Origin of the sequence: Paenibacillus sp. HWE-109 (assembly GCF_022163125.1) — a bacterium.
Taxonomy (GTDB): Bacteria; Bacillota; Bacilli; order Paenibacillales; family NBRC-103111; genus Paenibacillus_E.
On sequence record NZ_CP091881.1, the window covers coordinates 7,337,429 to 7,351,130 of the forward strand.

A 13,702-nucleotide genomic window follows, 5' to 3' on the forward strand; every position below is an offset into this window, starting at 1 on the left:
CGGATTAACCCAGGAGGATGACCACTCATGTTCTTAAATAGACTTGCACTCCGTCATTATCGCAATTATGACGAAATTGAAATAACGACTGAAAACAACGTGAATATTTTCGTTGGACCCAACGCGCAAGGGAAGACGAATCTGTTGGAATCCATCTATGTCTTAGCGATGACGAAATCACACCGGACCCACCAGGATAAAGAATTAATTGGCTGGAACGGAGAACAGACACAGCTGCATGCAGAAATTCAGAAGCGATACGGCAGCTGCAAACTGGATCTAGCAATTTCGAACAAAGGTAAGAAAGCCAAGATCAATGGACTCGAGCAAAAAAAATTGAGCAATTTCATTGGAGCTCTCAACGTGGTGATGTTTGCTCCGGAGGATTTGGAAATTGTCAAAGGAACGCCAGGTGTAAGGCGGCGCTTTTTAGACATGGAGATTGGCCAGGTACAGCCCTCCTATCTGTATGATCTGTCGCAATATCAGAAAATTCTGCTCCAGCGGAACAATTATTTAAAACAATCGTATCCCGGAAAAAGCACGCCGGACGCCATGTTGGACATCTGGAACGAACAATTAGCACAGTATGGTGTTAAAATCATGAAAAAGCGTCAAAGCTTTATTAAGAAGCTGCAACAATGGGCAGAGACCATCCATCGAGGGATTACAAATGACAGCGAAGACCTTCTTATTCGCTATGCCCCTTCTTTTGACATTGAGCCGTTTGAAGATGAATCTGTTTTATTAAACCAATTTATGATAAAGTTATCATTGGTCAGAGATCAGGAATTTCGAAGAGGCGTTACGTTAGTGGGCCCTCATCGCGATGATCTTCTTTTTTACATCAACGATAAAGAAGTCCAAACGTACGGTTCTCAAGGACAGCAGCGAACAACCGCATTATCCCTTAAACTTGCGGAGATTGAGCTGATTCATGAGGAAGTCGGCGAATATCCCCTTTTATTACTTGATGATGTGCTTTCAGAGCTTGACGAATATAGACAGACACAATTGATCCGTACGTTTCAGCAGAAAGTCCAAACGTTTATTACCACAACAGGTCTGGAAAGCGTTCATTTGGACCAACTGGATCATGCTTCTGTGTTTCATGTGTTGAAAGGAAATGTAAGTGGCAGGAGCTGAGAAGCATGTTTATTCATTTGGGTGGCGAGAAAATTATTAGAGCTTCCGAACTGATTGCTATTTTCGATATCTCGATCGAGAAGTCGTCCAAAATATCGAAACAATTCATTCAGCAAGCTGTAAAGGATAAAAAAACCGAGAAAATCGGGGAAGAGGAATGTAAATCCCTCGTTGTTACCAAAGGGAAAGTGTATTATTCCCCCATTTCCTCAACTACGCTCAAGAAACGAGCACACCAGTTATTAACGAACTAAGGTTGGAGCCAATGAAAGCGGAATTGTGTTCATTGGCGAAACAAAACTTCCTCTACGCGCAGTGATAAGCATCAATTGCATCGCTAGAGGGTTATCTCACTATAAAAAAGCAGGTGGAGATTAACATGTCTGTGAATCAAAATGCATACGATGACAGTCAGATTCAGGTACTGGAAGGTTTAGAGGCGGTTCGTAAACGGCCGGGGATGTACATAGGTTCGACCAGTGCACGTGGACTTCATCATCTCGTCTGGGAAGTCGTCGACAATAGTATCGATGAGGCATTAGCCGGCTTCTGTACGAAGATTGATGTCATAGTACACAAGAATAATAGTGTCACCGTTATTGATAATGGTCGTGGTATTCCGGTTGGTGAGAATGCGAAGTTGAAACGTCCGACTTTGGAAGTTGTTCTAACGGTTCTTCATGCAGGCGGTAAATTTGGTGGGGATGATTCCGGCTATAAAGTATCGGGGGGTCTCCATGGTGTAGGTATCTCTGTTGTTAATGCCTTGTCTGAGCTGCTGACGGTTCAAGTTAAGCGTGAGGGCAAAATTCATGAACAAGAGTATCGCCGCGGTGCGCCGCAATATGACGTGAAAGTCATTGGTGAAACAGAAGAAACCGGTACACAAGTGACGTTCCAGCCAGATCCGGAGATTTTCAAAGAAACCGTTGAGTATGATTACGATATTCTGCAATCCAGGATTCGCGAGCTGGCCTTCTTGAACAAAGGCATTGAAATTAATCTAATTGATGAACGTACGGATACTTCAAATACACACATGTATGAGGGCGGAATTGTTTCCTTCGTTCAGCATTTAAACCGTAACCGGGAAGTCGTTAATGAAACGCCGATCTATGTGGAGGGATCCAAGGATAATATCTCCATTGAGATCGCACTTCAGTACAACGACAGCTATACGGAGAATATTTACTCTTTCGCCAATAATATCAATACCCATGAGGGCGGTACGCACGAATCTGGTTTCAAAAGCGCATTAACGCGGATTTTGAACGATTATGCCCGCAAGAGCAATTCCTTGAAAGAAAGTGATTCGAACCTTTCCGGAGATGATGTGCGTGAAGGCCTTGCCGCTATTATTTCTGTGAAAATTCCGGAGCCTCAATTCGAGGGTCAAACGAAGACCAAACTAGGAAATAGTGAAGTTCGTGGTATCGTAGAGTCTCTATTTGCAGAGAAATTGCAAGAATTCATGGAAGAAAATCCGGCAACAGCGAAGAAGATCCTTGAAAAAGGTATTCAGGCCGCAAGAGCCAGAGAAGCAGCTCGCAAAGCGAGAGAGCTTACACGTCGCAAAAGTGCATTAGAAGTCAGCGCCCTGCCAGGTAAACTAGCAGATTGCTCCTCCAAAGATGCTTCGATAAGTGAAATTTATATCGTAGAAGGTGACTCCGCAGGTGGTTCAGCTAAGCAAGGACGTGATCGTCACTTCCAAGCCATTCTGCCGCTTCGCGGAAAAATCTTGAACGTAGAGAAAGCGCGATTGGATCGTATTTTGTCCAATACCGAGATTCGCGCAATGATTACAGCTTTCGGTACAGGGATCAGTGATGATTTCGATATTGCCAAAGCGCGTTATCACAAAATTATTATTATGACCGATGCCGACGTCGATGGAGCGCATATTCGTACACTGCTGCTCACTTTCTTCTACCGGTACATGAAAAAGTTAATCGAAACCGGTTATGTGTATATTGCGCAGCCCCCTCTTTTCAAATTGGAGCGCAACAAAACGGTTCGATATGCTTATAACGAGAAGCAAAGAGAAACCATTATGCAAGAATTTGGTGAAGGCGCCAAAGTCAATGTACAGCGTTATAAAGGACTGGGTGAAATGAATCCGGAGCAGTTATGGGAAACGACAATGGATCCGGAAAGCCGTACATTCTTGCAAGTAACGATCGAAGACGCGATCGAAGCAGATACACTTTTTGATTCTTTGATGGGCGACAATGTAGAGCCTCGAAGAGATTTCATTGAGGAACACGCTAAGTATGTGAAAAATCTAGATATCTAAACGTCCCAGACGTTGCTAACGATGTAAGCTTTCAGGAGGAACATTCATGAGCGAAGAATTACATTCGCAAGTCAAAGAAATTGACATTTCGACCGAAATGCGTACATCCTTCTTAGACTATGCGATGAGTATCATTGTCAGTCGTGCACTGCCAGATGTAAGAGACGGCCTGAAGCCGGTTCATCGTCGTATCTTGTTTGCGATGTCTGAGCTGGGGATGTCTCCAGATAAACCACATAAGAAATCAGCGAGAATCGTTGGCGAAGTTATCGGTAAGTACCATCCGCATGGCGATACGGCTGTGTATGAAACGATGGTTCGGATGGCGCAAGACTTCTCACTTCGTTATATGCTTGTTGATGGCCATGGTAACTTTGGATCGATCGATGGTGATATGGCAGCAGCTATGCGTTATACGGAGGCTCGTCTGTCGAAGATTGCTATGGAGCTCCTTCGGGATATTAACAGAGAAACTATCGACTACAAGCCTAACTATGACGGCGAAGAAAATGAGCCGGTCGTTCTTCCTTCCCGTTTTCCAAACTTATTGGTGAACGGGAGTTCAGGGATTGCGGTTGGGATGGCAACGAACATCCCGCCGCATAACCTGCGTGAGGTCATTGAAGGCATCCAGTTGATGATTCAGAATCCAGAGATTACGCCCCTTGAGCTGATGCAAGTTATTAAAGGACCGGATTTCCCAACGGCTGGCTTTATTTTGGGCCGTGAAGGAATCAGACAAGCCTATCAAACAGGCAGAGGTTCCGTTACGATGCGTGCTAGAACTGTTATCGAGGAAAATAATAACAAAGCTAGAATCATCGTGAATGAGCTGCCATATCAAGTAAATAAAGCCAGACTCGTTGAAAAAATTGCGGAGCTTGTTCGTGAGAAGAAAATTGACGGTATCACGGATCTTAGAGATGAGTCCGATCGCAACGGGATGCGGGTTGTTATTGAGCTTCGTCGCGACGTCAATCCGAATGTTGTTCTGAACAACTTGTTCAAACAAACAGCGATGCAGTCGAACTTCGGTATTATTATGCTAGCGCTAGTTAATGGCGAGCCAAGAGTACTGAATCTTCGCGAGATGCTGCACTATTACCTCAAGCATCAACAAGAAGTTATCCGTCGCAGAACGGAATATGATTTGCGCAAAGCGGAAGCACGCGCGCATATCCTAGAAGGTCTGCGCATTGCTCTTGACCACTTGGATCAAGTGATTGCATTGATTCGTGCTTCCAGAACAACGGATGAAGCTAGAGAAGGACTCATGTCTACGTTCCATCTGAGCCTGGATCAAGCTCAAGCTATTCTGGATATGCGCCTACAGCGCTTAACTGGTTTAGAGCGTGAGAAGATCGAAGCTGAGTACGCGGAACTTATGAAGAAAATCGCTGAGCTTAAAGCGATTCTTGCTGATGAGCAGCTGATCTTGGCCATCATTAGCGAAGAATTGAATGAAATCAAAGAGAAATTCGGTGACGAGCGACGTTCCGAAATCACGGTTGGCGAGGAAAGCATCGAAGATGAAGACCTTATTCCGCGTGAAGATGTCGTTATCACGATCACACATACGGGCTATATTAAGCGTCTACCGGTTACGACGTATCGGAATCAGAAGCGTGGCGGACGAGGCATTGTGGGTATGGATACCAAAGACAATGACTTCGTGGAACACTTGTTCGTAACCAATACGCATCACTATCTGTTGTTCTTTACGAACAAGGGGAAAGTGTACCGTCTGAAAGCTTACGAGATTCCGGATTTGAGTCGGACAGCTCGGGGAACACCAATTATTAACTTAATCCAGATTGAGCAAGGCGAGACGGTGAATGCGGTCATTCCGGTCGAAAGCTTCGAAACGGAGCAGTACCTATTCTTTGCAACGAAGCAAGGTGTTGTGAAGAAAACGCCGATCGACGATTACTCAAATATTCGTAAGGGTGGCTTAATTGCTATCAACTTGCGTGAAGATGATGATCTCATTGGAGTTAAGCTAACCGACGGCAACCAGGGTATTATCATGGGGACCAAGCTAGGTATGTCTATCCACTTCCCAGAGCAAGACGTGCGTTCCATGGGCAGATCTGCTACAGGGGTCAAAGGGATACAACTGGATGATGAGGATGCCGTAATTGATATGGATGTTGTCCATGAAGACAACAGTGTACTCATTGTGACGGCAAAAGGTTTCGGTAAACGAACACCTGTTTCTGAATATCGCATCCAGTCCCGTGGCGGTAAAGGGATCAAAACGCTGAACGTTACAGATAAAAACGGTGCTGTTGTCGGACTTAAAGTCGTACAAGAAGATGAAGATCTAATGATTATCACTGCATTAGGTACTGTCATTCGAACAAGTATGGACGGTATTTCTGTCATGGGTCGTAATACACAAGGTGTGCGCCTAATCAATATCCGTGAAGACGATGAAGTCGGAACTTTGGCTCGTGTGCAGAAGAATGAAGAGCAGAACGAGAACGAAGAAGACGGCGATTGGGAAGAATCAGAAGCAGCAGATTCAGAAGAATAAAATGTGGGGATGGGGCTTACAAACCCATCCCTTTTACTTTACAATGAGTAGTAATACGACAAGTTAAGGTGAGTGAGTAATCGTGCCGACGGTAGCCGTTTCGCAATTAAAATATGGTGAAAAATTAGGCGATAACGTAATAACGAAATTAGGGAATGTCCTTTTTAATAAAGGGAAACTGATAAATGATCGAGATATTGAAATTCTCAAAGCATTTCTGATTTCGTCTGTCTTTATTGAATCTAAAAATGGCAATGAAACCGAAGACACGGTAGAAGAAACGAAATTGAAGGAAACTACGACTACCTCTCCCTTTCAAATTGAATATCAGAATATGTTGAAGTTGCTTAGAAGCGTGTTCCTTCTTGCCAATGGCGGACAACCCATCCCTATTCTAGATATTCGCAATGCACTCGAAGCACTCATCCAGCACATTGATGCTTATAAGGTACTTACGTTTGCGCCAAAGAACCGTAATCTGCAGGACTATATTTTTCATAAAAGCATTATGGTCAGTTTAACTTCCTACTCACTAGCACGATGGCACGGGCTCCCACAGAAGGATTTGGTGCAAATTGGGTTAGCCGGCCTGCTGCATGACATAGGCACGTCCAGGGTTGATCCCGCTATTCTGGAGAAGAAGGGCCGTCTAACAGATGTTGAGATGGATGAAATTAAGCAGCACACACTTATTGGCTATCAGATTCTTAAAAACATCTCCGGCATCAATGAAGGTGTGAAACTAACGGCCGTACAGCATCACGAGCGTGAGGATGGCTCCGGTTATCCTTTAGGAATTAAAGGCGACAAGATTCATATGTACGCCAAAATTGTTGCTATTGCTGACATCTATAACGCTATGACGAATGAACGTTTCCACAAGACGGCCTTGTCGCCCTATATTGTTCTTGAGCAGCTCTTCACGGATTCATTCGGCAAAGTGGACCCAACACTAGTCCAAGTATTTATAAACAAATCTACTCAGATCAGTAATGGTACCTTGGTTAAGTTGAGCGATAATCGTATAGGGGAGATTATTTTCTCAGATCGAGCTTATCCTACGCGGCCTTGGGTTAATGTGAACGGAACGATAGTCAACTTGACGCTAGAAAGAAATCTGTTCATCCAGGACGTCATCGGACATATTTAATGGATAAATGCTTGATCTCGTCCCCCTTTCTGTAGGGGGATTTTTTTATATAAGGAATTAATGTTGGAGTTGCTTGAAAGTGTTGTAGAACCTATTGCAGGTCAGGTTATTCCGATTATTAAAAAATAACAAAGAAAAGCTTGCATTCCTTAGTAGGATTTGTTATATTACTCCTTGTCGCTTCGGCGGTCGAACGAAAAGAACGAAAGAAATTAAAAAAAGTTCTTGCAATCGAATAGGCTGATGTGGTATATTGATCAAGTCGCCTTTGAGGGGCGAAGGATGAATATGGAAGACATTGATCTTTGAAAACTGAACAACGAGTGAGTAAGCACGAACGAGAAATCGTTCAAAAAGAGATTGCAAAATCTCGCTAGCAAGTCAATGAGCATTTCAGCTTTCAGATATATGGATGAGTAATCATCCACTACTATGGAGAGTTTGATCCTGGCTCAGGACGAACGCTGGCGGCGTGCCTAATACATGCAAGTCGAGCGGATTTGTTCCTTCGGGGACAAGTTAGCGGCGGACGGGTGAGTAACACGTAGGTAACCTGCCTATCAGATCGGGATAACTATCGGAAACGATAGCTAAGACCGGATAACTGGTTTTCTCGCATGAGAGAATTATGAAACACGGAGCAATCTGTGGCTGGTAGATGGGCCTGCGGCGCATTAGCTAGTTGGTGAGGTAACGGCTCACCAAGGCGACGATGCGTAGCCGACCTGAGAGGGTGAACGGCCACACTGGGACTGAGACACGGCCCAGACTCCTACGGGAGGCAGCAGTAGGGAATCTTCCGCAATGGACGCAAGTCTGACGGAGCAACGCCGCGTGAGTGATGAAGGTTTTCGGATCGTAAAGCTCTGTTGCCCTAGACGAACAGCATGAGGAGTAACTGCCTTGTGTGTGACGGTATAGGAGAAGAAAGCCCCGGCTAACTACGTGCCAGCAGCCGCGGTAATACGTAGGGGGCAAGCGTTGTCCGGAATTATTGGGCGTAAAGCGCGCGCAGGCGGTTCATTAAGTTGGGTGTTTAAGCCCGGGGCTCAACCCCGGTTCGCATCCAAAACTGGTGAACTTGAGTGTAGGAGAGGAAAGTGGAATTCCACGTGTAGCGGTGAAATGCGTAGAGATGTGGAGGAACACCAGTGGCGAAGGCGACTTTCTGGCCTATAACTGACGCTGAGGCGCGAAAGCGTGGGGAGCAAACAGGATTAGATACCCTGGTAGTCCACGCCGTAAACGATGCATACTAGGTGTCGGGGATTCGATTTCTCGGTGCCGAAGTTAACACAGTAAGTATGCCGCCTGGGGAGTACGCTCGCAAGAGTGAAACTCAAAGGAATTGACGGGGACCCGCACAAGCAGTGGAGTATGTGGTTTAATTCGAAGCAACGCGAAGAACCTTACCAGGTCTTGACATCTGGGTGTAAGCACTAGAGATAGTGCCCCTCTTCGGAGCACCCAAGACAGGTGGTGCATGGTTGTCGTCAGCTCGTGTCGTGAGATGTTGGGTTAAGTCCCGCAACGAGCGCAACCCTTGATCTTAGTTGCCAGCACTTCGGGTGGGCACTCTAAGATGACTGCCGGTGACAAACCGGAGGAAGGTGGGGATGACGTCAAATCATCATGCCCCTTATGACCTGGGCTACACACGTACTACAATGGTCGGTACAACGGGAAGCGAAGCCGCGAGGCGGAGCGAATCCTTATAAGCCGATCTCAGTTCGGATTGCAGGCTGCAACTCGCCTGCATGAAGTCGGAATTGCTAGTAATCGCGGATCAGCATGCCGCGGTGAATACGTTCCCGGGTCTTGTACACACCGCCCGTCACACCACGAGAGTTTACAACACCCGAAGTCGGTGGGGTAACCCGCAAGGGAGCCAGCCGCCGAAGGTGGGGTAGATGATTGGGGTGAAGTCGTAACAAGGTAGCCGTATCGGAAGGTGCGGCTGGATCACCTCCTTTCTATGGAGACTCGGATCTGATAGATCCAGTCAAGTATCTTCGGATACACAATCGCTTACTCACTCGTGTTCAGTTTTGAAGGATGAATTTACCTTCAACATTGTTCCTTGAAAACTAGATAACGAAATGAAACGTAAAGTAAGAACTTAGGTTGTGTTAACCTTCGGGTTGCACAAAAATCTTTAAAGTTTTTTCTAGGTTAAGCTAGAAAGAGCACACGGAGGATGCCTAGGCACTAGGAGCCGAAGAAGGACGTGGCGAACGACGAAATGCCTCGGGGAGCCGTAAGCAGGCTTTGATCCGGGGATGTCCGAATGGGGGAACCCAGCTGTGGTAATGCGCAGTTACCACGTAGTGAATACATAGCTACGTTGGAGGCATACCCAGGGAACTGAAACATCTAAGTACCTGGAGGAAAAGAAAACAAAAGTGATTCCGTCAGTAGCGGCGAGCGAAAGCGGAATAGCCCAAACCAAGGAGCTTGCTCCTTGGGGTTGTAGGACCTCGACATGGGGTTAGTTCGATAGGCGAAGTGATCTGGAAAGGTCCGGCATAGAAGGTAAAAGCCCTGTAGCCCAAATCGAACGAAATCCCTAGAGGTATCCTGAGTACGGCGGGTCACGTGAAACCCCGTCGGAATCCGGCAGGACCATCTGCCAAGGCTAAATACTCCCTAGTGACCGATAGTGAAGCAGTACCGTGAGGGAAAGGTGAAAAGCACCGCGGAAGCGGAGTGAAAAAGAACCTGAAACCGTGTGCTTACAAAAAGTCAGAGCCCTCTTTATGGGTGATGGCGTGCCTTTTGTAGAATGAACCGGCGAGTTACGTTCCCGTGCGAGGTTAAGTCGAAGAGACGGAGCCGCAGCGAAAGCGAGTCTGAATAGGGCGCTTTAGTACGTGGACGTAGACCCGAAACCGTGTGATCTACCCCTGTCCAGGGTGAAGGTGAGGTAACACTCACTGGAGGCCCGAACCCACGCATGTTGAAAAATGCGGGGATGAGGTGGGGGTAGCGGAGAAATTCCAATCGAACTCGGAGATAGCTGGTTCTCCCCGAAATAGCTTTAGGGCTAGCCTCGGAAGATGAGTTGTGGAGGTAAAGCACTGATTGGGTGCGGGGCCCGCCAAGGGTTACCAAGTCCAGTCAAACTCTGAATGCCACAAACTTTATTCCGGGAGTCAGACAGTGAGTGCTAAGATCCATTGTCAAAAGGGAAACAGCCCAGACCATCAGCTAAGGTCCCCAAGTGTGTGTTAAGTGGGAAAGGATGTGGAGTTGCACAGACAACCAGGATGTTGGCTTAGAAGCAGCCACCATTGAAAGAGTGCGTAATAGCTCACTGGTCGAGTGACTCTGCGCCGAAAATGTAACGGGGCTAAACACGCCACCGAAGCTATGGCTTGCACTTTGTGCATGGGTAGGGGAGCGTTGTATGTACGTTGAATTCTGACCGTAAGGACAGGTGGAGCGCATACAAGTGAGAATGCCGGTATAAGTAACGAAAAGATCAGTGAGAATCTGATCCGCCGAAAACCTAAGGGTTCCTGAGGAAGGCTCGTCCGCTCAGGGTAAGTCGGGACCTAAGGCGAGGCCGAAAGGCGTAGTCGATGGACAACAGGTGGAAATTCCTGTACCACCGTAGCCGTTATGAGCAATGGAGTGACGCAGAAGGATAGTGACGCAGACTGATGGATGTCTGTCCAAGCAGTGAGGCTGATGTGTAGGCAAATCCGCACATCGTAAGGCTGGGCTGTGATGGGGAGGGAAACTTTAAGTACCGTAGGTCATGATTTCACACTGCCAAGAAAAGCTTCTAGCCAGGCGAAGGTGCCCGTACCGCAAACCGACACAGGTGGGTGAGAAGAGAATTCTAAGGCGCGCGGAAGAACTCTCGTTAAGGAACTCGGCAAAATGACCCCGTAACTTCGGGAGAAGGGGTGCCTCGGTAGGGTGAATAGCCCGAGGGGGCCGCAGTGAAAAGGCCCAAGCGACTGTTTAGCAAAAACACAGGTCTGTGCGAAGCCGCAAGGCGAAGTATACGGGCTGACGCCTGCCCGGTGCTGGAAGGTTAAGAGGAGTGGTTAGGGGCAACCCGAAGCTATGAATTGAAGCCCCAGTAAACGGCGGCCGTAACTATAACGGTCCTAAGGTAGCGAAATTCCTTGTCAGGTAAATTCTGACCCGCACGAATGGCGTAACGACTTGGGCGCTGTCTCAACGAGAGATCCGGTGAAATTTTAATACCTGTGAAGATGCAGGTTACCCGCGACAAGACGGAAAGACCCCATGGAGCTTTACTGCAGCTTGATATTGGACTTTGGTACGATCTGTACAGGATAGGTGGGAGCCTTTGAAGCCTGAGCGCCAGCTTGGGTGGAGGCGCCGTTGGGATACCACCCTGATCGTATCGGAGTTCTAACCTGGTACCGTGATCCGGTATGGGGACAGTGTCAGGTGGGCAGTTTGACTGGGGCGGTCGCCTCCTAAAATGTAACGGAGGCGTTTAAAGGTTCCCTCAGAATGGTTGGAAATCATTCGCAGAGTGCAAAGGCATAAGGGAGCTTGACTGCGAGACCTACAAGTCGAGCAGGGACGAAAGTCGGACTTAGTGATCCGGTGGTACCGAATGGAAGGGCCATCGCTCAACGGATAAAAGCTACCCTGGGGATAACAGGCTTATCTCCCCCAAGAGTCCACATCGACGGGGAGGTTTGGCACCTCGATGTCGGCTCATCGCATCCTGGGGCTGAAGTAGGTCCCAAGGGTTGGGCTGTTCGCCCATTAAAGCGGTACGCGAGCTGGGTTCAGAACGTCGTGAGACAGTTCGGTCCCTATCTGTCGCGGGCGTAGGAAATTTGAGAGGAGCTGTCCTTAGTACGAGAGGACCGGGATGGACGTACCGCTGGTGTACCAGTTGTCTCGCCAGAGGCATAGCTGGGTAGCTATGTACGGAGGGGATAAGCGCTGAAAGCATCTAAGCGCGAAGCCCCCCTCAAGATGAGATTTCCCAGTATGTAAGACCCCTTGTAGACGACGAGGTTGATAGGTTCGAGGTGGAAGTGCGGCAACGTATGCAGCTGACGAATACTAATCGGTCGAGGGCTTAACCAATAAACCTAAATGTTACTTTACGCACGTTTCGTATCTAGTTTTCAAGGCGCAAATCACGCTTTGACTGTTTGGTGATGATGGCGGAGGGGACCCACGCGTTCCCATCTCGAACACGACCGTTAAGCCCTCCAGCGTCGATGGTACTTGAACCGCAGGGTTCTGGGAGAGTAGAACGTTGCCAAGCAACGATAAGAGTCTTTTTGGAAGAAATTCCAAGAAGGCTCTTTTTTTTACATCAGTACAATAGCGTGGAATAAACCATACTAGCCCTATGAGGAGGGATTGGTATGGAAAGTTCAGCACCCAAGAAAGGGATAGGTACATTTCTTTTGTTGTTTTTGGTGATGCAAGGGATTAGCGGTTGTTCGGCGAAGATAGACGCTGTCAAAGATGATCCCAACCCGTTGAGAGGTCTCAATGAACTTGGAAACACCCTGCCTGCACCTTTACCGGTTGCGAAAGCACCGACTGTTGATGCTCCTGTACAGCCGCAGCTACCAGCGAAGCAGGTTGTAAAAGGAATTTACGTGTCAGCCTGGTCAGCTGTAGGCAATAAGTTCGAGCAGCTCCTAACGCTGGTGGAACAAACCGATTTGAATGCGATGGTCATTGATGTGAAAAATGATTCAGGGCAAGTTACATATCCCTCCACGATCCCCGTAGTTAATGAAATTGGAGCGAATAGCCATGTCATTATTCATGATTTGAAAGCGAAGCTGCAAAGGCTGAAGGATAAGAACATTTATTCGATTGCTCGAATTGTCGTTTTTAAAGATCCCTATTTGGGGAAGAAAAAAAGTGAATTAGCGATGAAAAGTCACTCCGGCAGTGTGTGGAAGGATAATAAGGGGATTGCCTGGGTAGATCCTTATAAAGAAGAAGTGTGGGATTATAATATTCAGTTAGCGGAGGAAGCAGCTGCGCTGGGTTTTGACGAGATTCAGTTCGACTACGTGAGATTCCCCGAGAATGGGAAGAAAGTTGACAGTGAAGTTCAATTCGATAACCCGAATAAGTTGACGAAGGCGCAAGTGATCGAATCATTTTTGCAAAGAGCCAAGGAAAAGATTGGACAAAGGGCGTATTTGTCAGCCGATGTATTCGGTTTAACGACATCATCAGACAATGATATGGGAATCGGGCAAGATTGGGCCAAAATCAGCAAGCAGGTCAACTATATTTCGCCAATGCTCTATCCCTCTCACTATACTAGCGGCATCTATGGAGTCAAGAGTCCTGATTTGCAGCCGTATGCGATCATTAGCAGAGCGATTAGCGACGCGAAGGGAAAGAATCAACAATTAGCGCAAGCGGCTAGCCAGGTGGCCGAAATTAGACCCTGGTATCAGGATTTTACGGCTACTTGGGTAAAGCCTCATAAAACCTACGGCGCGGCAGATGTGAGAGAGCAAATAAAAGCAGCTAAGGAACATGGCGTAGAACAATTTTTATTGTGGAACTCCAACAGTATATACTCCTATCGTTAACG

Annotated in this window: 6 protein-coding genes and 3 rRNA genes; all 9 read left to right on the plus strand. The window is 47.1% G+C overall.

Annotated elements, in window-relative coordinates:
* Positions 1-27 precede the first annotated feature (27 nt).
* Complete coding sequence (gene recF / locus LOZ80_RS31470) at positions 28-1,146, plus strand: DNA replication/repair protein RecF (protein ID WP_189019001.1); 1,119 nt, start codon at positions 28-30, stop codon at positions 1,144-1,146.
* Positions 1,147-1,151: 5 nt separating this feature from the next.
* A complete protein-coding gene (gene remB, locus LOZ80_RS31475; RefSeq protein WP_189019002.1) occupies positions 1,152-1,400 on the plus strand; it encodes an extracellular matrix regulator RemB in 249 nt (82 codons plus the stop codon).
* Between the two features lie 125 nt (positions 1,401-1,525).
* Positions 1,526-3,442: a DNA topoisomerase (ATP-hydrolyzing) subunit B gene (gene gyrB, locus LOZ80_RS31480; RefSeq protein ID WP_238168283.1), complete on the plus strand. Its 1,917-nt coding sequence runs from the start codon at positions 1,526-1,528 to the stop codon at positions 3,440-3,442.
* A 46-nt stretch (positions 3,443-3,488) separates the two neighbouring features.
* A complete protein-coding gene (gene gyrA, locus LOZ80_RS31485; RefSeq protein WP_238168284.1) occupies positions 3,489-5,978 on the plus strand; it encodes a DNA gyrase subunit A in 2,490 nt (829 codons plus the stop codon).
* A gap of 82 nt (positions 5,979-6,060) precedes the next feature.
* Positions 6,061-7,128 (plus strand): HD-GYP domain-containing protein, encoded by a 1,068-nt coding sequence (locus LOZ80_RS31490; protein ID WP_238168285.1) that lies wholly within the window; start codon positions 6,061-6,063, stop codon positions 7,126-7,128.
* 429 nt (positions 7,129-7,557) lie between these two features.
* Positions 7,558-9,101, plus strand: a 16S ribosomal RNA gene (locus LOZ80_RS31495).
* 197 nt (positions 9,102-9,298) lie between these two features.
* A 23S ribosomal RNA gene (locus tag LOZ80_RS31500) occupies positions 9,299-12,213 on the plus strand.
* 67 nt (positions 12,214-12,280) lie between these two features.
* Positions 12,281-12,397, plus strand: a 5S ribosomal RNA gene (gene rrf / locus LOZ80_RS31505).
* The 16S, 23S and 5S rRNA genes sit together here, the layout of an rRNA operon.
* A 103-nt stretch (positions 12,398-12,500) precedes the next feature.
* Positions 12,501-13,700, plus strand: a complete 1,200-nt coding sequence (locus LOZ80_RS31510) for a putative glycoside hydrolase (RefSeq protein WP_238168286.1) — start codon at positions 12,501-12,503, stop codon at positions 13,698-13,700.
* Positions 13,701-13,702: the final 2 nt, after the last annotated feature.